The organism is Pseudomonas sp. 2822-15 (assembly GCF_002742515.1).
GTDB classification, from domain to species: Bacteria; Pseudomonadota; Gammaproteobacteria; order Pseudomonadales; family Pseudomonadaceae; genus Aquipseudomonas; species Aquipseudomonas salomonii.
Genome location: NZ_LJRY01000187.1, coordinates 742,425 through 766,302 on the forward strand (window position 1 = coordinate 742,425; position 23,878 = coordinate 766,302).

The 23,878-nt window shown below is 61.0% G+C and carries 23 protein-coding genes; 16 read left to right on the top strand and 7 right to left on the bottom strand.

The features are described from left to right. The gene (locus AOA59_RS18275; RefSeq protein ID WP_099488602.1) at nucleotides 1-768 is read left to right on the top strand and encodes a TerB family tellurite resistance protein; all 768 of its coding nucleotides are present in this window, start codon (nucleotides 1-3) and stop codon (nucleotides 766-768) included. 59 nt (nucleotides 769-827) lie between these two features. On the opposite strand, the gene AOA59_RS18280 is transcribed toward AOA59_RS18275, so the two are convergent. Next, nucleotides 828-1,802 (bottom strand): alpha/beta hydrolase family protein, encoded by a 975-nt coding sequence (locus AOA59_RS18280; RefSeq protein WP_099488604.1) that lies wholly within the window; start codon nucleotides 1,800-1,802, stop codon nucleotides 828-830. Nucleotides 1,803-1,879: 77 nt separating this feature from the next. On the opposite strand from AOA59_RS18280, the gene AOA59_RS18285 reads away from it, so the two are divergent. The 10 genes from AOA59_RS18285 (at nucleotide 1,880) to trpE (ending at nucleotide 13,760) form a co-directional block, all read left to right on the top strand. Further along, a complete protein-coding gene (locus AOA59_RS18285) occupies nucleotides 1,880-3,874 on the top strand; it encodes a histidine kinase (protein WP_099488606.1) in 1,995 nt (664 codons plus the stop codon). Nucleotides 3,875-3,892: 18 nt separating this feature from the next. Then, entirely contained in the window at nucleotides 3,893-4,522 is a 630-nt protein-coding gene (locus AOA59_RS18290; RefSeq protein ID WP_099488607.1) for a response regulator transcription factor, read from the top strand. A gap of 337 nt (nucleotides 4,523-4,859) precedes the next feature. Further along, entirely contained in the window at nucleotides 4,860-5,972 is a 1,113-nt protein-coding gene (locus tag AOA59_RS18295) for an ABC transporter ATP-binding protein (protein WP_065929377.1), read from the top strand. Nucleotides 5,973-6,015: 43 nt separating this feature from the next. Next, nucleotides 6,016-7,056: an ABC transporter substrate-binding protein gene (locus AOA59_RS18300; protein WP_065929376.1), complete on the top strand. Its 1,041-nt coding sequence runs from the start codon at nucleotides 6,016-6,018 to the stop codon at nucleotides 7,054-7,056. Nucleotides 7,057-7,222: 166 nt separating this feature from the next. Continuing rightward, nucleotides 7,223-8,455 carry an ABC transporter permease gene (locus AOA59_RS18310; RefSeq protein WP_099488609.1) on the top strand — a complete coding sequence of 411 codons (1,233 nt, stop codon included), beginning with the start codon at nucleotides 7,223-7,225 and terminating at the stop codon, nucleotides 8,453-8,455. A 12-nt stretch (nucleotides 8,456-8,467) separates the two neighbouring features. Beyond that, nucleotides 8,468-9,292, top strand: coding sequence for an ABC transporter permease (locus AOA59_RS18315; protein ID WP_017138075.1), 825 nt, complete (start codon nucleotides 8,468-8,470; stop codon nucleotides 9,290-9,292). 196 nt (nucleotides 9,293-9,488) lie between these two features. Then, nucleotides 9,489-10,637 (top strand): iron-containing alcohol dehydrogenase, encoded by a 1,149-nt coding sequence (locus AOA59_RS18320; protein WP_099488611.1) that lies wholly within the window; start codon nucleotides 9,489-9,491, stop codon nucleotides 10,635-10,637. A gap of 83 nt (nucleotides 10,638-10,720) precedes the next feature. Beyond that, nucleotides 10,721-11,395 (top strand): ribulose-phosphate 3-epimerase, encoded by a 675-nt coding sequence (gene rpe, locus AOA59_RS18325; RefSeq protein ID WP_017138077.1) that lies wholly within the window; start codon nucleotides 10,721-10,723, stop codon nucleotides 11,393-11,395. After that, on the top strand, nucleotides 11,392-12,210 hold the full coding sequence (locus AOA59_RS18330) for a phosphoglycolate phosphatase (protein ID WP_068931558.1): 819 nt from the start codon (nucleotides 11,392-11,394) through the stop codon (nucleotides 12,208-12,210). Before rpe ends, AOA59_RS18330 begins: the two co-directional genes overlap by 4 nt. Before the next feature lie 68 nt (nucleotides 12,211-12,278). Next, the gene (trpE, locus tag AOA59_RS18335; RefSeq protein ID WP_069786290.1) at nucleotides 12,279-13,760 is read left to right on the top strand and encodes an anthranilate synthase component I; all 1,482 of its coding nucleotides are present in this window, start codon (nucleotides 12,279-12,281) and stop codon (nucleotides 13,758-13,760) included. Nucleotides 13,761-13,896: 136 nt separating this feature from the next. On the opposite strand, the gene estP is transcribed toward trpE, so the two are convergent. Beyond that, complete coding sequence (gene estP, locus AOA59_RS18340; RefSeq protein ID WP_099488613.1) at nucleotides 13,897-15,819, bottom strand: esterase EstP; 1,923 nt, start codon at nucleotides 15,817-15,819, stop codon at nucleotides 13,897-13,899. Between the two features lie 421 nt (nucleotides 15,820-16,240). Here estP and AOA59_RS18345 point away from each other — a divergent pair, with 421 nt between their 5' ends. From AOA59_RS18345 to AOA59_RS18360, 4 genes are all read left to right on the top strand, one after another. Continuing rightward, nucleotides 16,241-16,834 carry an aminodeoxychorismate/anthranilate synthase component II gene (locus AOA59_RS18345; RefSeq protein WP_099488615.1) on the top strand — a complete coding sequence of 198 codons (594 nt, stop codon included), beginning with the start codon at nucleotides 16,241-16,243 and terminating at the stop codon, nucleotides 16,832-16,834. Between the two features lie 9 nt (nucleotides 16,835-16,843). After that, nucleotides 16,844-17,893, top strand: coding sequence for an anthranilate phosphoribosyltransferase (gene trpD / locus AOA59_RS18350; RefSeq protein ID WP_010206948.1), 1,050 nt, complete (start codon nucleotides 16,844-16,846; stop codon nucleotides 17,891-17,893). Continuing rightward, nucleotides 17,890-18,726: an indole-3-glycerol phosphate synthase TrpC gene (gene trpC, locus AOA59_RS18355; protein WP_065929370.1), complete on the top strand. Its 837-nt coding sequence runs from the start codon at nucleotides 17,890-17,892 to the stop codon at nucleotides 18,724-18,726. The genes trpD and trpC overlap by 4 nt, the downstream gene beginning before the upstream one ends. Before the next feature lie 73 nt (nucleotides 18,727-18,799). Next, nucleotides 18,800-19,495, top strand: coding sequence for a lipoate--protein ligase family protein (locus AOA59_RS18360; RefSeq protein ID WP_099488616.1), 696 nt, complete (start codon nucleotides 18,800-18,802; stop codon nucleotides 19,493-19,495). Here AOA59_RS18360 and crp read toward each other — a convergent pair. Further along, a complete protein-coding gene (crp, locus tag AOA59_RS18365) occupies nucleotides 19,492-20,136 on the bottom strand; it encodes a cAMP-activated global transcriptional regulator CRP (RefSeq protein WP_056857865.1) in 645 nt (214 codons plus the stop codon). The two genes, AOA59_RS18360 and crp, sit on opposite strands and share 4 nt — an antisense overlap. 247 nt (nucleotides 20,137-20,383) lie before the next feature. Between crp and AOA59_RS18370 the strand changes: the two genes are divergently transcribed. Further along, nucleotides 20,384-20,806 carry an OsmC family protein gene (locus AOA59_RS18370; RefSeq protein ID WP_056857866.1) on the top strand — a complete coding sequence of 141 codons (423 nt, stop codon included), beginning with the start codon at nucleotides 20,384-20,386 and terminating at the stop codon, nucleotides 20,804-20,806. Between the two features lie 63 nt (nucleotides 20,807-20,869). Here the strand turns inward: AOA59_RS18370 and coq7 are convergent, their stop codons facing one another. The 4 genes from coq7 to AOA59_RS18390 form a co-directional block, all read right to left on the bottom strand. Further along, entirely contained in the window at nucleotides 20,870-21,517 is a 648-nt protein-coding gene (gene coq7, locus AOA59_RS18375; RefSeq protein WP_099488618.1) for a 2-polyprenyl-3-methyl-6-methoxy-1,4-benzoquinone monooxygenase, read from the bottom strand. A gap of 136 nt (nucleotides 21,518-21,653) precedes the next feature. After that, nucleotides 21,654-21,992, bottom strand: a complete 339-nt coding sequence (locus AOA59_RS18380; RefSeq protein ID WP_003210943.1) for a histidine triad nucleotide-binding protein — start codon at nucleotides 21,990-21,992, stop codon at nucleotides 21,654-21,656. 46 nt (nucleotides 21,993-22,038) lie between these two features. Beyond that, entirely contained in the window at nucleotides 22,039-22,827 is a 789-nt protein-coding gene (locus AOA59_RS18385; RefSeq protein WP_065912484.1) for an SDR family oxidoreductase, read from the bottom strand. A gap of 64 nt (nucleotides 22,828-22,891) precedes the next feature. Continuing rightward, nucleotides 22,892-23,857, bottom strand: a complete 966-nt coding sequence (locus AOA59_RS18390; protein ID WP_099488620.1) for a DUF805 domain-containing protein — start codon at nucleotides 23,855-23,857, stop codon at nucleotides 22,892-22,894. Between the last annotated feature and the right edge of the window lie 21 nt (nucleotides 23,858-23,878).

Here is a 23,878-nt window from a genome sequence, read left to right on the forward strand (position 1 = left end):
ATGTTGTGGCCAGGGACACTGATTGGTGCCGGGGCTGGCTTTGCCATTGCCAGTATTCCGGGGGCCTTGTTGGGCGCGTTACTGGGGCAGGCACTGGATCGCCGTCTGCAGTTGCACAGTTGGGCGCAATTGCGCGAGCGCCTGGGTGGGCGCCCGGCATTACGCAACGACGAATTGCTGTTTGTGTTGTTGGGGCGCCTGGCCAAGAGTAATGGCCGGGTGATGGCTGGGCATATCCAGCAGGCGCGTCAGGAAATGCGCTCACTGGACATGAGCGAGCCGGCCCAGCGTCGGGCGATTACCGCGTTCAATCGTGGCAAGTCGGGATCCGACCGGGTGCGCAATTACCTGCGCGTACTCAAAGCCCAACCCCATGCGGCAGAAGGTGTGTTGCGTGCATGCTGGCGCATGGCCTGGGCGGACGGCAGGGCCGATGACGCCGAACGCGACCTGATTGACCTGTGGGGCAAATGGCTGGGGTGGACGCCGCAACAGCTGCAGGCGCTGGCGTCTGATTACGCCCCCGAACGCAAGCCATTGGCCAATCGTGGCGGGGCGTATCAGGAGGCGCTGCGGATTCTGGGGGTGACCTCCACCAGCGAACCGGCGGCGATCAAGCGCGCCTATCGCCGCCTGCTCAGCCGCCATCACCCGGACAAGATCGCCGGCACGGGAGCAAGCCTGGCGCAAGTGCGTGAGGCCACCGAGCGCACCCGCGAGCTGCATAATGCTTATGTGTTGATTCGTGAACGGCGGGATTTCAGGTAGCCACCTCAATTTTTGGAAGTGACAACCCAATCAGTGTGGGAGCTGGTGACCAGGCTGGATCAGTTGGAGGCCGGCTCCGGGCTCAACCACCCACGAACCCGCCGATACAGCTGCTCTTGCTCAGCCGCACTGTTGCCCGGCAGAGTCTTGAGCGACACCTGTTTATAGCCGTCATTCTTCCCCCGCTTGGCGGCCTGGATACGTTCCAGGGCGTTTTTGCGCGCCTGAGCGTCGTCCTGGTAGTACACATCCGCCGTCGGCACTTTCAGCGCCGGCGCCAGTTTTTGCAGGTCCGGCTGCCTGGCCGCCGGCGTCTTGCCGGCCACCATCACCAACTTCTGCACTTGGGACGGCTGTTTCTCGCTCAGGTAGCGCGCGGCCCACCAGGCGCCGGTGCCGTGGCCGAGCAGCACCACGCTGCGCGCGCTTTGGGTTTGGGCAAAGGCAACGGCGGCGTCGATGCGATCAAAGATGCGCTTGGCGTCGGTCTTGTCCTGTTCATCAGCCCCCGGCACCACCGCCGGGTCAGTGCCTTCGGCTTCGGCGCTGGCGGCTTGTTCGATCGGTTTGGCGGCCGTGCTGCCGTCTTTGCTGCTGGTGTCGACCGCTGTTTTGGGCGACTCCATGACCCGAGGCGGCAAGGTGTCGAGGTTCACATCCGGCAACGACAGGCTCAGGGTGCCCCAATCGGCATCGGGTAACTTGCGTCGCAGCGGCGCGATTGCTTGTGGCCAATCGGCGCTTTCTCCGGCGCCCGGCACAATAATCACCACACCTTCAGGCTCGGCGCTGTTGGCCGGTTTCCACAGGGCCAGGAATGAATCGCTGCCGGCCTGCAATTGTTGCTGTTCCTGTGCCGGCAGTTGACGCTCCAGGGCGCTGGCTTCTTCCTGGCTGCGCTCGGGCAGCGGTTGGCGTTCAGCCGGTTTTTCGGCGGTGGGCGCAGGCGTGTCGGCGGCTTGAACAGAAAAGGCGCTGGTAAATAGCAGCGATAGGCACAATGCTGGCAGTGCCGAACGGTGGGTAAAGGGCATCGTTAATTCCCGGCCGGAAGTGATTCCAGCAGCCTAATGGGTTGGTCAGTGTTTGTCAGTGATGTGAGACGTGGATCATGGGTTTTCGCTGTCTGCTGGTTATCGGCTGTGTGTGCTTTGCCTTGATGGCGAATGCCGCGCCTGCGCCTGTCGCGCCGCAGGCGCAGCTCAATGCTCAGCAGCGTGAGTGGCTGGCGCAGCACCCGCAGTTGCGCGTGGGCGTGGTATTGCAAGCACCGTACGCCCAATACGACCGGCGCCTGCAGCGCTTGTCCGGGGCGAATGTCGAATTGATGCAATGGCTGGCCAAAGCACTGAATATCGACCTGACCTGGCGCAATTTCCCCAGCCAGGAGCAACTGGAAGCCGCCGTGCGCGATGGCGAGGTGGATATCGCCCCGGGCCTGCAGCAAACCCCGGCCGGCTTGCGTCTGTGGTTATTCAGCGACCCTTATATGCGCGTGCCTCAGCATATCGTCGGCATTCGCGAGGGCGGCGGCGCGGTGGAGCTGGAAAAGCTTGACGAGCTGTCCCGCGTCGCCGTGCGCATGCCCAGCGCTGTCGCCGATTACCTGCGCAGCAATTATCCCAACCTCAACCTGCAAGGCGTGCCCCTGGAGCGCCAGGCCCTGCAATTGTTGGTGAGCCAGCAGGCGCGTTATGCCGTGGTGGATGAGGCGCAATTGAGCCGATTGTCCGGTGAGGCGGAGTTTGCCGGGCTGGCGGTGGTCGGCGATATCGGCCTGCCGCAATTGCTGCGTGTGGCCACCCGCCGTGAGTGGCCGGAACTGGCGAGCATCATGCAAAGTGGCTTGCGCGCGATACCCGCCCGCGACCTCGACCAATTGCACAGCCGCTGGCTGCAACCCCAATACCCACGGCTGACGGAGTCGCCGGGCCTGTGGCAAAACCTCAGCCTGCTCTTGACGATGTTCCTGCTCGCCAGCCTCGCCGTGGTGGTTTGGCAGCGCCGTCACCATCGAGTGCTGGAACACAGCTTACTGGCCGCCCGGGAAGAAAGCGCCGCGCGTGCGGCCGGTGCCGAAGCGTTGCGGCTGACGCAGTTCTCCATCGATCAAAGTACGGTCGGCATTCTTTGGGTCAATTGGGACAGCCACGTGCGTTACGCCAACCGCGCCGCCGAGACCATGCTGGGCTACGCCGCTGGCGCGCTGATCGAGCGACCGCTGATCGATTTTGACCCGACCTTGAATATGGACCGCTGGCTTGACGTGTGGAAGCGTGCGCGTGCCAGCGAAGAGGGCCCGCAGACCTTCGCCGCCGATTGCGTGCGCGCTGACGGCAGCATCTTGCCGGCGGATGTGTCGTTGAGCTTCCTGCGCTTTGCCGAGGGCGAATACCTGGTGGTTTATCTCAACGACGTCACCGAGCGCCGTCGTTACGTGGCCGCCTTGCAGCAAAGCGAAACACAGTTGCGCGAGCTGTCTGCCCACCTGGAAACCGTGCGCGAAGAGGAAAAGGCGCGTATCGCCCGTGAAGTGCATGACGAGTTGGGGCAGATGCTCACGGTGCTCAAGCTGGAGACGTCGATGTGCGAACTGGCCTATGCGCAATTGGACCCGGGCTTGACCGAGCGCCTGAACAGCATGAAACGCCTGATCGCCCAGTTGTTCCAGCTTGTCCGGGATGTGGCGACCGCGCTACGCCCACCGATTCTCGACGCCGGCATCGCCTCGGCGATTGAATGGCAAGCCCGCCGCTTCGAAGCGCGCACGCACATTCCCTGCCTGGTACAAGTCCCGGATAACCTGCCGGCCCTCAGCGATGCCAAGGCTATTGGCCTGTTCCGCATCCTCCAGGAGGCGCTGACCAATGTGATGCGTCATGCCCAGGCGCATACTGTCGAACTGACCCTGACAGTGGAAAGCGCCGACTTGCGGCTGACCATCAGCGATGACGGCGTCGGTTTCGTCGAGAACCCAGGCCGCCCGGTGTCCTTTGGCGTAGTCGGCATGCGTGAGCGGGTGCTGATGATGGGCGGGCAATTGAGCCTGCACAGCGAGCCGGGGGAGGGCACCACGTTGAGTGTCACGGTGCCGTTGGATGCATAACGATAGGAGCAAGCCCCTGTGATTCGCGTATTGGTAGCCGAAGACCACACCATTGTTCGTGAAGGCATCAAGCAATTGATTGGCCTGGCCAAAGACCTGCTGGTGGTCGGCGAGGCCAGCAATGGCGAGCAGTTGCTGGAGACCTTGCGCCATATCGCCTGCGAGGTGGTGTTGCTGGATATCTCGATGCCGGGCGTCAATGGCCTGGAAGCGATTGCGCGCATCCGTGCATTGAGTAACCCGCCCGCGATTCTGGTGCTGTCGATGCACGATGAAGCGCAAATGGCTGCCCGCGCCCTGAAAGTCGGGGCGGCGGGGTATGCCACCAAGGACAGTGACCCGGCGCTGTTACTGACGGCGATTCGCAAGGTGGCGGCGGGCGGGCGTTACATCGACCCGGACCTGGCGGACCGCATGGTCTTTGAGGTCGGCCTCACCGATACGCGGCCGTTGCATTCATTACTGTCGGAGCGCGAGTTCTCGGTGTTCGAGCGCCTGGCCCAGGGCGCCAACGTCAATGACATCGCCCAGCAACTGGCGCTGAGCAGCAAGACCATCAGCACCCACAAGGCGCGGTTGATGCAAAAGCTCAATATCACGTCACTGGCTGAATTGGTGAAGTACGCCATGGAACACAAACTCTTGTAACCCCCTCGATCGTTCCCACGCTCCGCGTGGTAACGCCTCTTGTGACGCTCTGCGTCACGCTTTAGGACGCAGAGCGTCCTGGGCTGCATTCCCACGCGGAGCGAGGGAACGATCAAGCCGGGCTCCTCCAGGTGCGCGTATCTGTTTACGACATAGGCTTTGCCGGCAGACGCTGACGATTGCCGCCGCACTGTTCTCTGCCCGCCATCGGTGTAGGGCAATCCCTACCCCCAACCTTCCATCCTGCTGATGTGATTCTCTCCTGGCCCCCGATTTCCGGGGGCTCGCGCCTGGACTACGCTTTGTGCCACAGCAGTCCAAAACAAAAGGTGCGGGTATGAGCGAGGTGGATTCAAATGATGTGCTGGTCAGCTTTCGTGGCGTGCAGAAGAGCTACGACGGCGAGAACCTGATCGTCAAAGACCTCAACCTGGAGATTCGCAAGGGCGAGTTCCTCACCCTGCTCGGGCCGTCCGGTTCGGGCAAGACCACCAGCCTGATGATGCTCGCCGGTTTCGAGACGCCGACCGCCGGGGAAATTTTGCTCGCCGGACGCGCTATCAACAATGTGCCGCCGCACAAGCGCGACATCGGCATGGTGTTCCAGAACTACGCGCTGTTCCCGCACATGACGGTGGCAGAGAACCTGGCATTCCCCTTGTCGGTGCGCGGCTTGAGCAAGACCGATATCAGCGAGCGGGTCAAACGCGTGCTGAGCATGGTCCAGCTGGATGCCTTCGCCCAGCGTTACCCGGCGCAGCTCTCCGGCGGTCAGCAACAGCGCGTGGCCTTGGCCCGGGCGCTGGTGTTCGAACCGCAACTGGTGTTGATGGACGAGCCCCTCGGCGCTCTCGATAAACAATTGCGCGAACACATGCAGATGGAGATCAAGCACCTGCACCAGCGTCTCGGCGTGACCGTGGTGTACGTGACCCACGACCAGGGCGAAGCCTTGACCATGTCCGACCGCGTGGCGGTATTCCATCAGGGCGAAATCCAGCAGATCGCCGCGCCGCGCACCCTGTACGAAGAGCCAAAAAACACCTTCGTTGCCAACTTCATCGGCGAGAACAACCGACTCAATGGCCGCCTGCACAGCCACACCGGCGAGCGCTGTGTGGTGGAGTTGGCGCGCGGTGAAAAGGTTGAGGCACTGGCAGTGAATGTCGGCCAGCTCGGCGGCCCGGTGACCCTGTCAGTACGCCCGGAGCGCGTCAGCCTCAATGGCTCCAGTGAATCCTGCGTCAACCGCTTCTCTGGGCGGGTGGCGGAATTTATCTACCTGGGCGACCACGTGCGTGTGCGCCTGGAAGTCTGCGGAAAGGCCGATTTTTTTGTGAAACAACCGATCGCTGAGCTGGACACAGCGCTTGCGGTCGGCGACGTGGTACCGATTGGCTGGCAAGTCGAGCACGTTCGCGCACTCGACCCACTTCTAGAGGCGAATTAATCGCCCCATGGCTTCACCAACCCTGCACGTGGAGAGAACAACAATGTTGAGATCCCTTAAATATTCCGCCCTGGCCATCGGCTTGATGGGCGCGACACAGGTCATGGCAGGCCCGGACCTGACGGTCGTATCCTTCGGCGGCGCGAACAAGGCGGCTCAGGTCAAAGCCTTTTACGCACCGTGGGAAAGCGCGGGCAATGGCAAGATCGTTGCCGGTGAGTACAACGGCGAAATGGCCAAGGTCAAAGCCATGGTCGATACCAAGAGCGTGTCGTGGGACTTGGTGGAAGTGGAGTCGCCGGAACTGTCCCGTGGCTGTGACGAAGACATGTTCGAACCGCTCGACCCGAAACTGTTCGGCAACAGCGCCGATTATGTCAAAGGCGCGATTCAGCCCTGCGGTGTGGGCTTCTTTGTGTGGTCCACTGTGCTTGCGTACAACGCCGACAAGCTGACCACTGCACCGACCAGTTGGGCGGATTTCTGGGATACCAAGAAATTCCCAGGCAAGCGCGGCTTGCGCAAAGGCGCCAAGTACACCCTGGAATTCGCTTTGATGGCGGACGGCGTGGCCCCCAAAGACGTGTACAAAGTGCTGGCTGGCAAAGACGGCCAGGATCGCGCGTTCAAGAAACTCGACGAACTCAAACCGTCGATCCAGTGGTGGGAAGCCGGCGCACAACCGCCGCAGTACCTGGCCTCGGGTGATGTGGTCATGAGCTCGGCCTACAACGGCCGCATTGCTGCCGTGCAAAAAGAAAGCAACCTGAAAGTGGTGTGGAACGGCGGCATCTACGACTTTGACGCCTGGGCCATCCCTAAAGGCCTGGCCAAGGATCGCGCCGAAGCAGCGAAGAAGTTCATCGCTTTCTCGGTGCAGCCGCAACAGCAGAAGATCTACTCGGAAAACATCGCCTACGGCCCGGCCAATACCCAGGCCGTACCGTTGTTGGCCAAGGATGTGCTGAAAGACATGCCGACCACGCCGGAGAACATCGCCAACCAGGTGCAAATCGATGTGAGCTTCTGGGCGGATAACGGCGAGCAGCTCGAGCAGCGCTTCAATTCCTGGGCGGCCAAGTAACACCGCACATTCCTCTGTGAAAGCAGGCTGGTGTGGGAGCTGGCTTGCCTGCGATGGGATCGACTCGGTCTTTGAGTGACACCGAGGCGATGCCAGCGCAGGCAAGCCAGCTCCCACAAAGAAGCACCGCTCACAGGGAACTCTTAGAAGATTTCCGGAGTTTGCCATGGTTATCGCCATTCCCAGCCCCACCCTCAAGCAGCGCCTGGCGCGTGCCGAGCGGCTCAATCGCTGGAAGGCCCAGGCCTTGATTGCGCCGCTGGTGCTGTTTTTGCTGCTGGTGTTTCTGGTGCCGATTGTTGCGCTGCTCTACAAAAGCGTCGGCAACCCGGAAGTGGTGGCCGGTTTGCCGCGTACCGTGGTGGCGGTCAAGACCTGGGATGGTCGCGGCCTGCCGGGTGAACCGGTGTATCAGGCGCTCAGCGAAGACCTGGGTGAAGCACGTAAAAACCAGACCCTGGGCGACTTGTCCAAACGCTTGAACATGGAGCTGGCCGGCTACCGCAGCCTGTTGACCAAAACCGCGCGGGCGCTGCCGTTTGCCGAAGCGCCCGGCTCTTATAAGGACGCGCTGGAAAGCCTCGATGAACGCTGGGGCGACCCGGCGTACTGGCAGGCGATCCGGCGTAATACCAGCAGCCTCACGCCGTACTACCTGCTGGCGGCCGTCGATCACCGTATCAATGACCTTGGCGAAGTGGCCCCGGCCACACCTGACCAGGCCATCTACCTGGACATCTTTGCCCGCACGTTCTGGATGGGCTTGGTGATTACCTTCATCTGCCTGCTGCTGGCCTATCCGTTGGCCTACTTGCTGGCCAACCTGCCGGCACGCAAAAGTAACCTGCTGATGATTCTGGTATTGCTGCCGTTCTGGACGTCAATCCTGGTAAGGGTGGCGGCATGGATTGTATTGCTGCAGTCCGGTGGGCTGATCAACAGCGCATTGATGGGCATGGGCCTGATCGATAAACCCATGGAGCTGGTGTTTAACCGCACCGGCGTTTACATCTCGATGGTGCACATTCTGTTGCCGTTCATGATTTTGCCGATCTACAGCGTGATGAAAGGCATCTCGCCCACGTATATGCGCGCGGCGATTTCCCTGGGGTGCCACCCGTTTGCCAGTTTTTGGCGCGTGTACTTCCCGCAGACCTACGCCGGCGTCGGCGCCGGTTGTCTGCTGGTGTTTATCCTGGCGATTGGTTACTACATCACCCCGGCGCTGCTCGGCAGCCCGAACGACCAGATGGTCAGCTACTTCGTCGCGTTCTACACCAACACCAGCATCAACTGGGGGATGGCCACGGCGTTGGGCGGCTTGCTGCTGCTGGCGACCGTCGTGCTGTACCTGATCTACAACCGTCTGGTCGGCGCCAGTCGCCTGCGCCTGAGCTGAGGAGAGTTGGCGATGCTGAGCCCTTATATGTCACCCGTGGAGCGCGTGTGGTTCTACAGCTTGCGGATTCTGTGTGGCTTGATCCTGTTGTTCCTGATCTTGCCGGTGCTGGTGATTATCCCGCTGTCGTTCAACAGCGGCAGTTTCCTGGTGTACCCGCTGCAAGGCTTCTCGTTGCACTGGTATCAAGACTTCTTCGCCTCCGCCGAGTGGATGCGTGCCTTGAAGAACAGCATCATTGTGGCCCCGGCGGCCACGGTGCTGGCGATGGTGTTCGGGACGCTGGCGGCGATTGGCCTGACGCGCGGCAACTTCCCCGGCAAGGCGTTGGTCATGGCCCTGGTGATTTCGCCGATGGTGGTGCCTGTGGTGATCATTGGCGTGGCCAGCTATCTGTTCTTTGCGCCACTAGGGTTGGGCAACAGCTTCCTTTCGTTGATTGTGGTGCATGCCGTGCTGGGTGTGCCGTTTGTGATCATCACCGTGTCGGCAACATTGCAGGGCTTCAACCACAACCTGGTGCGGGCGGCGGCCAGCCTGGGCGCCTCGCCGTTGACCGCGTTTCGCCGTGTCACCTTGCCGTTGATCGCGCCGGGGGTGATCTCCGGGGCGCTGTTTGCCTTCTCGACCTCTTTCGATGAAGTGGTCGTGACGCTGTTTCTCGCCGGCCCCGAGCAAGCGACTTTGCCGCGCCAGATGTTCAGCGGCATCCGCGAAAACTTAAGCCCGACGATTGCTGCAGCGGCAACCTTGCTGATTGCGTTTTCGGTGCTGCTGTTACTGACCCTTGAGTGGCTGCGAGGCCGCAGCGAGAAACTGCGCACCGCGCAAGTCTAAAGGTCGAAACCGGATCAAATGTGGGAGCTGGCTTGCCTGCGATAGCATCAACTCGGTATGTCAGGAAAACCGAGGCGGTCGCATCGCAGGCAAGCCAGCTCCCACACCGACCGAGCCATTCAGTGCGTGAATGCTGGGCAACCTGAAATACCCGGCTATTCTTGTGCCAGCCCATCATTAATAAGAGGCCGCGCACATGAGTACTTCCTCATTCAAGATCGCCCACAAACTGCTGACCGGCGCTGGCGCGATCGAACAACTGGCCGCCGAGCTCACGCGCCTGGATGTGGATAACCCGCTGATCGTCACCGATGCTGCGCTGGTCAAGTCCGGCACCGTGGCGCTGGCGCTTGCACACCTGGGCGAGCGCACTTATGAGATTTTCGACCGTGTGCTGCCCGACCCGGAAATCGCCATCGTCGAGGACTGCATGCGCGTGTACCGCGAGGGCGGGCATGACGGCCTGATCGGCGTGGGCGGCGGCAGTGCCATCGACATTGCCAAGAGTGTTGCGGCCTATGCTGGTTACCACGGCGCGCTGGCGGACTTGTTCGGCGTCGACCAGGTGCCGCGCAAAGGCCCGCCGCTGATCGCGATCCCGACCACGGCCGGCACCGGTTCGGAGGTGACCAATGTGGCGATTCTCTCCGACAAGGCCGCACAACTGAAAAAAGGCATCGTCAGCGATTACTTATTGCCGGATGTTGCGCTGATCAGCCCGCAAATGACCCTGACCTGCCCGCGCAGTGTCACCGCCGCCAGTGGCGTGGATGCGCTGGTGCATGCCATCGAGTCCTACCTGTCGCTGAATGCCTCGCCGATCACTGACGCGCTGGCCATCGGCGCGATCAAGCTGATTGCCAATGCGCTGCCCAAGGCCTACGCCAACCCGGCCAACCTGCAGGCCCGCGATGATATGGCCACCGCCAGCCTGATGGCCGGCATGGCCTTCGGCAATGCCGGCGTCGGCGCAGTGCATGCCTTGGCGTACCCGTTGGGCGGGCGATTCAATATTGCTCACGGCGTGAGCAATGCGCTGTTGCTGCCTTACGTGATGCACTGGAACAAACTGGCCTGCGTGGAGCGCATGCAGGACATTGCCCAAGCCATGGGCGTGAATACCGCCGGGCTCAGCGTCAACGCGGCGGCCGATCAGGCGGTCGAGGCGATGACGCGCCTGTGTGCCGCCGTGGAAATCCCGGCAGGCCTGCGCAGCTTTGGTGTGCCGGAAGACGCGATCCCCGCCATGGCGACGGAAGCGGCGGGTATCGAGCGCCTGATGCGCAACAACCCGCGCAAGCTCAGCGCGGCGGATATCGAGAAAATCTACCGGGCGGCTTACTGACCATTGAGTTAGGTCACGGTGTGCGGGGTAAAGCATGAGGTATACAATGCGCGCCATCGTGATTTAGCTCAAAAAGGTGCGTCATGCAGCCCTTCGTTATCGCTCCATCGATTCTCTCCGCCGACTTCGCCCGCCTGGGTGAGGAAGTGGACAAGGTATTGGCCGCCGGTGCCGACTTCGTGCACTTCGATGTCATGGACAACCACTATGTGCCCAACCTGACCATCGGCCCGATGGTCTGCGCGGCACTGCGCAAGTACGGCATCACTGCGCCGATCGATGCGCACCTGATGGTCAGCCCGGTGGATCGCATCGTCGGTGACTTCATCGAGGCCGGCGCCACCTACATCACCTTCCACCCGGAAGCCACGCTGCACGTCGACCGCACCCTGCAGCTGATCCGCGAAGGCGGTTGCAAGGCCGGCCTGGTGTTCAACCCGGCCACGCCGTTGAGCGTGCTGGAGTACGTGATGGACAAGGTCGACATGGTCTTGCTGATGAGCGTCAACCCAGGCTTCGGCGGGCAGAAGTTCATTCCCGGTACGCTGAACAAGCTGCGCGAAGCCCGTGCGCTGATCGATGCGTCGGGCCGTGATATCCGCCTGGAAATCGACGGTGGGGTCAACGTCAACAATATCCGCGAAATCGCCGCCGCCGGCGCTGACACCTTTGTGGCTGGCTCGGCGATCTTCAACGCCCCCAACTACCAGGAAGTCATCGACAAGATGCGGGCCGAACTGGCGCTGGCGCGTCCATGAGCGGTTTTGAGCAGCTGTTCCCCGGCAAACTGCCACGGCTGGTGATGTTCGATCTGGACGGTACGTTGATCGATTCGGTGCCAGACCTGGCGGCGGCGGTGGACGAGATGCTGCTCAAGCTGGGGCGTAAGCCGGCGGGCATTGAATCGGTACGTGAGTGGGTCGGCAATGGCGCGCAGATGCTGGTGCGCCGGGCCCTGGCCAACCACATCGATGCCGAAGGTGTGGATGAGGTCGAGGCCGAGCACGCCCTGGAACTGTTCAATGTTGCCTATGAAAGCAGTCATGAACTGACCGTGGTTTACCCCGGCGTGCGTGACACGCTCAAGTGGCTGCACAAGCAAGGCGTGGAGATGGCACTGATCACCAACAAGCCGGAGCGTTTTGTCGCGCCGCTGTTGGACCAGATGAAAATCGGCCGGTATTTCCGCTGGATCATCGGCGGCGACACCTTGCCGCAGAAAAAGCCTGACCCGGCGGCGCTGTTCTTTGTGATGAAAATGGCCAATATTCCGGCCTCGCAATCGTTGTTTGTCGGCGATTCGCGCAGTGATGTGCTGGCCGCCAAAGCTGCTGGCGTGCAGTGTGTGGCGCTGAGCTACGGCTACAATCACGGCCGACCGATCGCCGAGGAATCGCCGGCGCTGGTGATTGATGATCTACGACTGCTAATCCCCGGTTGCTTGGGAGCGGGCGCTGAGATAACGTTGCCCGACATCGAATCAACCCCTTCTGGAAATTCCATCGTGGTGGTCACTCGCAAACTCTGGATGAAAGTCATCAAGGCCCTGGCCCGCTGGCGTTGGCGCGCCTGACTGATCCTGGCCGCGCTGCGGCACGTTTGCACACCTGACCGTTTGACCCTCAAGCCACGAGGCACCTCATGATCCGCGAAGAATTCCTGCGTTTGGCCGCTGCCGGCTATAACCGTATCCCCTTGGCCTGCGAAACCCTGGCCGACTTCGATACGCCACTGTCGATCTACCTCAAACTGGCCGACAGGCCCAATTCCTACCTGCTCGAATCGGTGCAGGGCGGCGAAAAGTGGGGCCGTTACTCGATCATTGGCTTGCCGTGCCGCACCGTGCTGCGTGTGCATGACCATCATGTGAGCATTACCCATGATGGCGTCGAGATCGAAAGCCATGACGTGGAAGACCCGCTGGCGTTCGTCGAAACCTTCAAGGCGCGCTACAACGTGCCGACCATTCCCGGCCTGCCGCGTTTCAACGGTGGCCTGGTGGGGTATTTCGGCTACGACTGCGTGCGCTACGTGGAACAACGCCTGGGCAAATGCCCGAACCCGGACCCGCTGGGCGTGCCGGACATTCTGCTGATGGTCTCCGACGCGGTGGTGGTGTTCGACAACCTCGCCGGCAAGATGCACGCGATAGTCCTCGCCGACCCGGCCCAGGCGGATGCCTTCGAGCAAGGCCAGGCCAGTCTCGAGGCATTGCTGGAAAAACTGCGCCAACCGATCACCCCACGCCGTGGCCTGGACCTCAGCCGTCCACCGGCCGCCGACCCGATCTTTCGTTCAAGCTTTACCCAGGATGACTACGAGCGCGCAGTCGACACCATCAAGGAATACATCCTTGCCGGTGACTGCATGCAGGTGGTGCCGTCGCAACGCATGTCCATCGACTTCAAGGCCGCGCCGATCGATCTGTACCGCGCGCTGCGGTGCTTTAACCCGACGCCGTACATGTACTTCTTCAACTTCGGCGACTTCCACGTGGTGGGCAGTTCGCCGGAAGTGCTGGTGCGAGTCGAAGACAACCTGATCACCGTGCGCCCGATTGCCGGCACGCGCCCGCGTGGCGCAACCGAAGAAGCCGACCTGGCGCTGGAAGAAGACCTGCTGAGCGACGACAAGGAAATTGCCGAACACTTGATGCTGATCGACCTGGGCCGCAACGACACCGGGCGCGTGTCGGAAATCGGTTCGGTGAAGCTCACCGAGAAGATGGTCATCGAGCGGTATTCCAACGTGATGCACATTGTGTCCAACGTCACCGGCGAGCTGAAAGCCGGGTTGACCGCGATGGACGCACTGCGGGCGATTCTGCCGGCGGGTACCTTGTCGGGTGCGCCGAAGATTCGTGCGATGGAGATCATCGACGAACTGGAGCCGGTTAAACGCGGTGTGTATGGCGGCGCCGTGGGGTATTTCGCCTGGAACGGCAATATGGACACCGCGATCGCGATCCGCACCGCCGTGATCAAGGACGGCGAGCTGCATGTGCAGGCGGGAGGCGGGATTGTGGCCGACTCGGTGCCGGCTCTGGAATGGGAAGAAACCCTGAACAAACGCCGCGCGATGTTCCGGGCGGTGGCGTTGGCTGAGCAAACGCCGCAAGCTTGAGATTAGATGTAAATCAAAATGTGGGAGCGGGCTTGCTCGCGAATGCGGAGCGTCAGTCACTGTATGTGTAACTGATAAACCGCATTCGCGAGCAAGCCCGCTCCCACAGTTATTTTGTGGGGCGTTTCAGATCCGCTTAGAAATCCAGACTCACCCCAACACTGACGCCTTGCTGGGTCAAACTGTCATCCTTCCTCACGTTATACGCCGCCCGTAGCGCCAGCTCCTGAGTCAGCTTGTGGCTGACGCCCAGACTCAATCGGTCCGAATTGCTGCGCGGCGTATAGCCGTCCAGCTTGAAGTCGATGCCTGGCACGCTGTTGAGCGACATCTTTACCTTCTGGGTGTCGTTTTCGAACTCATGCTCGTGGGCCACTTCGCCAAACACTTGGGTTTGCGGCGTGATCCGGTAGCTGCCCTGCAGGCCGACGCCCAGGCGTTTGGAGTCGCGTTGCTGGTCATCGAAGGTCAGCGCGGTGGAGCGGTTGTCCTTTTCCGAATAACCCTCGACTTCGACCCGCGAATAGTCCGCGCTGATGAACGGTGACAGGTGCCAATCGCTGCCGGCGCCGGCAATGTCATAGCCCAAACGACCGCTCAAGGCCCAGAGCCAGCCATCGGTGTCGCCTTTTTCGGAGCCTTCGCTGACGCCCAGGGCGAACTTGCGCTTGAGGCTGTCGAAGTCCAGCTTGCCGCCGGTCAGCGCCGCATCGGCCCACCAGTGGTTTTGCTGATATTGCGCAAAGGCCGTGCCCATGTAGCTGTTGAGCGTGTAGTCCGAATCGCGGGCGCCGACTTCGAGTGTCTGGCGATACAAGCCGGCGGCCACGCCGACGCGCCAGTTTTCGTCGAGGCGATAGCTGCCGCCGAGGTTCACGTTGTAGCCGCTGCCGTCGCCGCTGGCCGAACTGCGTTGATCATCAAAGTCCAAATGCTGACCTCCACCGGCGACAAACGCGCGCCATTGGCCGACGGCCTGCCAGTTGCGATTGTCGGCTTGCCACTGGTTGCGCAGCTCATCCTGATGGGCGCGCAAGGTGCCTTGGGCCATCTCCGGCAGTAAGGTCACTTCCCACGGCGCGGCGAGCAGCGAGTAGGCGTAGTCGGCGATCAACTGTTGCCCGGCGATGGTGGGGTGAACCGAGTCGTTATAGATCAGCTTGGTCGGGTCCGGGGTGGCGCCGCCAATGCCATAAACCGGGTTGGCGGTGCAGCCGTTGCCGCTGAAGCAGGTGCCGGTGAGGTTTTGCCCGGTGGCCAGGCCAAAGCGCCCAGGGTTGGCGAAGGATTCATTGAGCAGTAACGGAATGTTCAGCGGGATGACCTGGGCGTCGATTTGCGACAGGCGCTGCACCAGTGCCTGGTTGAAAATGCTGCTCAGGGCCGAGCTGGCGCCTTGCGCGGGCGTGCCGTTGATGGCGGGCGTCAGGCCCAGGTCGGGCAGCATCCACACCATGATGTAGCGTGCGCCGGCCTGTTGCAGGGCCTGGGCGCTGTCCGCCAGGCGCCCGCCGGCGGCCACGGCCTGGCCTGGGCTGAGGACGCGCCCTTGCAGGAAGTCATTGCCGCCGCCAGACAGAAAATACAACGCGTTCGGGTCGGCCCGCCCGCCGTTTGCCGGCAGATAACCCTGACGGCTGCGCAATACCGTGCCACCTCCGGCGTTGCCGGGCGGGATCGCCGCATTGGAGACCGAAGTGATGGAGTTCAGGATATTGTCGGTACGGTAGCCGCCGACCGCCCAGTTATTGCCATCGGGCAAACCTTGGGCGGCGCGTACCGGCGAGGTGGAGGCATTCAGGTCGTTGGGTGCCACGCCCAGCTTGGCCCCCAAAAGCGTGGATGACACCAGGCCATAATCGCCCTGGAATGTCGGACCGGTGCGGTTGGTAAAGCGCAAGGTGGCGCCGGCCGAGCCATCGGGGAACTGGCCGGCGTCGGCCAGGCTGTCGCCGAACACGACCATGGTTGAGTAAGGTGAAGGTGCTGCAAACGCCTGCGCGCAGGCCAGTGACAGGAGGCAGCCGGCAAGGGGCGCAAAAAACGGTGGTCTGAGCATGCGAAATTCCATTTAGTTGTTTTTGTGTCGGAAGCGAAACACTAGCAATGTAGTGAGGGTTTTCTTCGAAGAAAACAGTTTTTTCTTACAAATACTCGGTGGTGACCCCCGGAATCGCTGCGCCATATTGCACCGCTGGCGAGGCTACGTTACTGTGCCTGAACGTATGAATGAGACCCTCCCCGTGTTGATCATCAGCAAACTCTTGATGCGAGTAGTCAAGGCACACGCCCGTTGGCGTTGGCGCGCCTGACATTTTTCTCTGCCGGCCCGGCCGGACCTGTACCGATTTGCCTTCTTCACCCTTTGTTTGACGCCCCTTGCCGGCTCACCCTGGCAACCGGAACGTGCGTCTGGCAGCGGGACACGCTCTTGGAAGGCGGTCATTCGAAATCAGTGAATTCAAGAGGTTTGAACCCACATGTTGCTGATGATTGATAACTACGATTCCTTTACCTACAACGTTGTGCAGTACCTGGGCGAGCTGGGTGCCGAGGTCAAGGTGGTGCGCAACGACGAGCTGACGGTCGCCGAAATCGCCGCTCTGAACCCGGAGCGCATCGTGGTTTCGCCTGGCCCCTGCACGCCGACTGAAGCGGGCATCTCGCTGGAAGCCATCCAGTATTTCGCCGGTAAATTGCCGATCCTGGGCGTGTGCCTGGGTCACCAGTCCATCGGCCAGGCTTTTGGGGGCGACGTGGTGCGTGCACGCCAGGTGATGCACGGCAAGACCAGCCCGGTGTTCCATAAAGACCTCGGCGTTTTCCATGGCCTTAACCTGCCGGTGACGGTCACCCGCTACCACTCGTTGGTGGTCAAGCGTGAAACCCTGCCCGAGTGCCTGGAACTGACCGCCTGGACCCAGCTGGAAGACGGCTCGATCGACGAGATCATGGGCCTGCGCCACAAAACACTGAATATCGAAGGGGTGCAATTTCACCCCGAATCAATCCTGACCGAGCAGGGCTACGAGCTGTTCGCTAACTTTCTCAAGCAGAGCGGCGGCACGCGCTAAGGACTTTCCATGGATATCAAGACTGCCCTGAGCCGTATCGTCGGCCATCTGGACCTGAGCACCGCTGAAATGAGCGATGTGATGCGCGAGATCATGACCGGCCAATGCACCGACGCACAGATCGGCGCGTTCATGATGGCAATGCGCATGAAGAGCGAGAGCATCGACGAAATCGTCGGCGCGGTGTCGGTGATGCGTGAGCTGGCCGACAAGGTTGAGCTCAAGACCCTCGACGGCGTGGTCGATGTGGTCGGTACCGGCGGCGACGGTGCGAATATTTTCAACGTGTCGACGGCTTCCTCCTTTGTGGTGGCGGCAGCCGGTTGCACGGTGGCCAAACACGGTAACCGCGCGGTGTCGGGTAAAAGCGGCAGCGCCGACTTGCTGGAGGCGGCCGGGATTTATCTGAACCTGACGCCGGTGCAAGTGGCGCGCTGCATCGACAGCGTGGGCATTGGCTTCATGTTTGCCCAGTCCCACCATGGCGCCATGAAACACGCCGCCGGCCCGCGTAAGGATCTTGGCCTGCGCACCCTGTTCAACATGCTCGGCCCGCTTACGAATCCGGCTGGGGTGAAACATCAGGTGGTTGGTGTGTTCAGCCAGGCGCTGTGCCGGCCGTTGGCTGAAGTGCTGCAGCGTCTGGGCAGCAAGCACGTGCTGGTGGTGCATTCCAAAGATGGCCTGGACGAATTCAGCCTGGCAGCGCCGACCTTCGTGGCGGAACTGAAAAATGACCAGGTCACCGAATATTGGGTCGAGCCCGAAGACCTCGGCATGAAAAGCCAAAGCTTGCATGGCTTGGCGGTGGAAAGCCCGGCGGCCTCGCTGGAGTTGATCCGTGATGCCCTGGGGCGCCGCAAGACGGAAAACGGTCAAAAAGCCGCAGAAATGATTGTTCTGAATGCTGGCGCGGCACTTTACGCGGCGGACCATGCCTATAGCCTTAAGGAAGGTGTCGCTTTGGCCCACGATGCGCTGCACACCGGTCTGGCTCGCGAAAAGCTCGAAGAGCTTGGAGCCTTTACTGCTGTGTTCAAAATGGAGAATGAAGGATGAGTGTCCCGACCGTTCTGGAAAAAATCCTCGCGCGCAAGGCTGAAGAAGTCGCTGAGCGCCGCGCCCGTGTGAGCCTGGCTGAACTTGAGGCCCAGGCGAAAATTGCCGACGCGCCGCGCGGCTTTGCCAATGCGCTGATCAAGCAGGCTAAGGAAAAGCAGCCTGCCGTCATTGCCGAGATCAAAAAAGCTTCGCCCAGCAAGGGCGTGATTCGCGAAGTTTTCATTCCTGAAGACATTGCCAAGAGCTATGAGAAGGGCGGCGCAACTTGCCTGTCCGTATTGACCGATATCGACTTCTTCCAGGGTTCCGACCTGTTCCTGCAACAAGCCCGCGCGGCGTGCAAGTTGCCGGTGATCCGCAAGGATTTCATGGTTGACCCGTACCAGATCGTCGAGGCCCGTGCCTTGGGCGCCGATTGCGTGCTGCTGATCGTCTCCGCGCTGGATGACGTGAAGATGGCCGAGCTGGCGGCCGTGGCCAAAAGCGTCGGCCTGGACGTGCTAGTCGAAGTGCACGACGGCGATGAGCTGGAGCGTGCGCTGAAAACCCTCGACACACCGTTGGTGGGGGTTAACAACCGTAACCTGCACACCTTTGAAGTCAGCCTGGAAAATACCCTGGACCTGTTGCCGCGTATTCCACGCGACCGCTTGGTGATTACCGAGAGCGGCATCGTCAACCGCGCCGACGTAGAGCTGATGGAAATCAGCGGTGTGTTTTCGTTCCTGGTGGGTGAGACGTTTATGCGCGCCGAGAACCCTGGGGCGGAATTGCAGCGCCTGTTCTTCCCGGAGCGTGGGGTGGCGGTGAGCGGTTCGACCCTCGACTGACTTGAAATACGGTCAACATGTGGGAGCCAGCTCCCACGTTTGGTTTGGTGTTTGTTCAGATGACAGGTGTTCGATGATTGAGCCGGTGTCGATGACAGTTGAAGCAGGGCTTGCCGCCGAGCAAGACTTGCTGGCGGCGGTTTGCGCCGGTGATCACGCATTCGGGCTACTGTTCTGGCAGCCAAATGACCAGGCTTTGGTGATGCCGCGCCGTTTGAGCCGCTTGCCGGCTTTTGACGCTGCCAGCCAAGTTTCGGCTGCTGCCGGTTGGCCGGTGTTGTTGCGCGAAACCGGCGGAGAGCCGGTGCCGCAGTCGGCCGCCACGGTCAATATCGCACTGGTTTACGCGCCGCCGCGCAGCGAGGGCGATCAGGGCCGCATCGAAACCGGCTATCAGCGTTTGTGCCAGCCGATCTGTGATTTGCTGATTGAGTTGGGCGGTGACGCTTCTGTTGGCGAAATCGACGGCGCCTTCTGCGACGGTCGCTACAACGTCAACCTTAACGGCCGAAAGATGGTTGGCACTGCCCAGCGTTGGCGGCAAAGCGGCGGCCGCCCGGTGGGTTTGGTGCACGGTGCATTGTTGCTGGATAACGACCGTGAGGAATTGATTGCGGCGGTCAATCGCTTCAATCAAGCCTGCGGCCTCGACCAGCGGGTGCGTGCCGACAGCCATATCGCGCTACACGAAGCCTTTCCCGCACCGGATGCCATCACCCGATTGGACGCGTTGTACCGTCAGATGCTGGCCGGATTCCTGCCCGCTTAACGCGTACCGAACACCACCATCGTCTTGCCTTTGACGTGTACCAGGTTGCGTTCTTCCAGGTCCTTGAGCACACGACCGACCATTTCCCGCGAGCACCCGACGATGCGCCCGATCTCCTGGCGCGTGACCTTGATCTGCATGCCGTCGGGGTGAGTCATGGCGTCGGGCTGTTTGCACAGTTCCAGCAAGCAGCGGGCCACGCGGCCGGTGACATCAAAGAACGCCAGGTCACCCACTTTGCGCGTGGTGTCGCGCAGGCGTTGGGCAATCTGCCCGCTCAAGGCGTAGAGGATGTCGGGATCATGCTGGGCCAGTTCGCGAAACTTGGCATAGCTGATCTCGGCAACTTCGCATTCCACCTTGGCCCGCACCCAGGCACTGCGCTCCTGCTCTTTGCCCGCTTGTTCAAACAGCCCCAGCTCACCGAAGAAATCCCCGGTATTGAGGTACGCGATGATCATTTCGCGGCCGTCTTCATCTTCGATCAGGATGGTGACCGAACCCTTGATAATGAAGAACAGTGTTTCGGAGCGTTCGCCCGCGCAAATGATGTTGTGCTTAACCGGGTAACGCCGGCGCTGGCAGTGCATCAACAATTTGTCGAGGTTCTTGATCTTGGGTGTGGGAGCAAGAGCAACCATGGTTGTATCCCGAAAAGACTGCACGGTGTGGTTGGAATTATTTTTATCCAGCGGTAATGGCATTGATACACGCTGCAAAAAGGATGGCAATACGCCATTGAATTGGCGCCAGCTTAACAGACACATTCTGCCTCGATTAAGGAATTTAGCGGGCAAACGTTTTCATTGATCGTTTTCATGCTGGGCGCTGCGGTTTCAAGACCCTGTGCTAAGCTGGCGACCCTTTTTTAGCAGTGGAGTCTGGGCGATGAAGGCACGCATCCAATGGGCGGGCGAGGCCATGTTCCTCGGTGAGTCGGGCAGTGGCCATGTAGTGGTTATGGATGGCCCTCCGGACGCCGGTGGCCGTAACCTGGGTGTACGCCCGATGGAAATGCTCCTGCTCGGTGTCGGCGGTTGCAGCAATTTCGATGTGGTCAGCATCTTGAAGAAGTCCCGCCAGGCCGTCGAAAGCTGCGAAGCCTTCCTGGAAGCCGAGCGCGCCACTGAAGACCCCAAGGTGTTTACCAGGATCCACATGCATTTTGTGGTCAAAGGCCGGGCGTTGAAGGAAGCTCAGGTCAAGCGTGCCATCGAGCTGTCGGCCGAGAAGTATTGCTCGGCATCGATCATGCTCGGCGCCGCCGGTGTGGCCATCACCCATGATTACGAGATTATCGAGCTGGGTTGATTGCGAGGAGTCGCCAATAAAAAAGGGCGCCCTTGAGGGCGCCCTTTTTCGTGCGGCTGTTTTTTAGATTCGATAGGTGCTTTTGGTCATGACCTTGGCCAATACGCTCATGCCGAACCTCACCGGCGCCGGGAAGCGGAAGCCGCCTGCATCCAGTGCGCTTTCTGCGTGGTGTTCTTCATCAATACGCATTTGCTCAAGAATCGCCCGCGACTTTTCATCTTCGGCCGGCAGTTGCTCCAGGTGTTCATCCAGGTGTTTGCACACCTGATGTTCGGTTGCGGCGACAAACCCGAGGCTGACCTTGTCGCTGATCAGGCCGGCAGAGGCGCCGATACCGAACGACAAACCGTAAAACAGCGGGTTGAGCACGCTGGGATGGCTGCCGAGTTGGCGAATGCGCTGCTCGCACCAGGCCAGGTGGTCGATTTCTTCTTCGGCCGCATGTTCCATCGCTGCGCGTACCTGCGGCAGCTTGGCGGTCAGCGCCTGGCCTTGGTACAGCGCCTGGGCACAGACTTCACCGGTGTGGTTGATGCGCATCAGGCCGGCGACGTGGCGGGTGTCGGTCTCGCTCATCTGCGCATCGGGTTGCACGATGGCGGGCGAAGGCCGGTACGGTTGGCCGCTGAAGGGCAGCAGTGTGCGCATGGCCATATCGGCTTGCAGCAACAGACGGTCAATCGGCGAGTAGTGACGTTGGGTAGTCATGCTGACCTCCGGGAAGAATCTCGGCGGCCAGTTTACCGCAAGAGAAGGCGATGCGTTTGTGCTGTGTCAATTTGCCCTGTGGCGAGGGAGCTTGCTCCCGTCCGACGGCGTAGCCGTCGCAAACTTCCCGCAACAATCAGCCCGGCGGCCAGTTCATCTGGCGCTGACCCAGCACGTGCATATGGATGTGATAAACAGTCTGCCCGCCATCCTCGTTGCAGTTCATCACCACGCGAAAACCCTTCTCGCAGCCTTGCTCTACCGCCAGCCGCTGAGCGGTGAACAGAATATGGCCAGCGAGGGCTTTGTCTTCTTCGGTGAGGTCGTTGAGGGTACGGATCGGCTTTTTCGGAATGACCAGAAAATGCACGGGTGCCATTGGGGCAATATCGTGGAAGGCGAGGACTTGGTCATCTTCATAGATGATCTTCGCAGGTATTTCTCTGTTGATGATCTTGGTGAACAGAGTATCCACAGCTGTTTCTCCATTATGTAAGTGCAGAACGAGTGTACCGAGACCGTCAGCGCGGGCAATAGGCCTTGTTGATGGCGCCGGCAATCTTGCGGGTCAGCCAGCGTGGGCTCAAGCGCGGGCTGAAGGCCAGCCAGCGGTTGCGTCGCCCAGGAATAATGATGGCTTTGTTCTTTTCCAGCGCGCGCACGGTGTAGAGCGCCACCTCTTCCGGGCTCATCAGTTGATTGCTGCGCTCGAGCTTGGCGGTGTCCATTTGCGCGGTGCCGAAGAATGCCGTGCGCGTGGGGCCGGGGCACAGCACCGAGACCTTGATTCCGCAGGTCTTCAACTCTTCGCGCAGGCCTTCGGAGAAGTGCAGCACATACGCCTTGCTGGCGTAATAGCTGCTCATCCAGGGGCCGGGTTGGAAGGCTGCGACCGAGGCTACGTTGAGAATCTGCCCACCGCCATGCAGCGCCATGGCGTTGCCGAGGGCGTGGCACATGCGGGTGAGGGCCAGGATGTTGACTTCGATCAGGTCTTGCTCGGTCATCCAGTCCTGGGCGAGGAACGGCCCACTGGTGCCCATGCCGGCGCAATTGACCAACAGGTCGATCTGCCGCTCGCCTTCTTCAAGTTCCAGCAGGAACCCGGACAAACGCAGAGGTTCGCCAAGGTCGCAGGCACGAAACAGCACCTCGACGCCGAAGCGCTGAGTCAATTCAATAGCAATGCTTTCCAACTGATCACGCTGGCGGGCCACCAGAATCAAGCTGCGGCCGCGACGGGCCAGTGCTTCGGCCAAAGCCAGGCCGATGCCGCTGGAGGCGCCGGTGATCAGAGCGTAACGGGTCATGCCTTTCTCCATCGCAACGCCGCCGAGCCTGTGACAGAGGCATCACAGGCGGCGGGGCGTTTCTTCACTGTTCTGGAGAGTCTACAGGTTCAGCTGCGTCCTCAGCACTTTGCACGCTTTCTTCTTCATCTACGGTGACGCTTTGATCGGTGGCGTCATCGGCGGTGATGGAGCTGCTTTCGTAGCTGCTGTCCATATTCGCTTCGAGTTGGTTCAGGTAGCCGTTCATGCCCAGCGTCACCACAATGGCGAGCATTACCGGGATAAACGCCAGCCACAGGGTCGCCAGCACCTTGACTGCTGTGGAGTTGCGCGGCGGCGGCGGGCCATATTGGTTGGCGCCTGCGTTGCCCGGCAGTACCAGCAGCAGGATCGGGAAGACGCTGTTGACCAATGGCACAAGGTTGAGGAGGTACAGCCAGCCGGACCAGCCCAGATCGTGCAGGCGTTGCACACCGATTTGTACGCTCACCCACACCAGTGCAACAAACAAGGCCAAACCCAGCAGCACCCCGAGGATTGTGCCGGCAGTCGGCGAGGCGGTTGCCACGGCGAAGCTTGCGGTACTGATGATGCCACCGGCCACCAACAGCGCCAGGGTCAATACCAGCGTCCAGGCCAGATAACGCAAGCGGCCGATGCGCCCGTGGATGGTGAACACTTTAAGGGTTGAGTATTCCTCGGTGTACTCACCCACGGCAGCACGCGGTGGTGCATAGGGCGAAGCCGCAGGGCGCGAGAAGTCTGGCGCACTGGCGTCGGTTTCGTGGGTTTCGGCCAGGTTGAAGGTTACCGGCTGCTCGGCTTCGATACGGGCATCGACGCCGGCGTTTTTCAGCGCAGTAAGGTAGGTTTCGGCATCGGCGCGGGAAAGGTCGCGCTTGAGTGCGACCGGGCGGCCGGTGAAAAGCTTTTCGATGGCTGCCACATCGCTTTTGAACAGCTCGGCGAGGTTCAGCTTGGCGGTGGTGCTTTCGACACCCGGAAGCAGGGCTCCGTCAAACACAATCTTGAAACGGCTGTCGCTCATGCGGGCATCCTTGTCACTTGT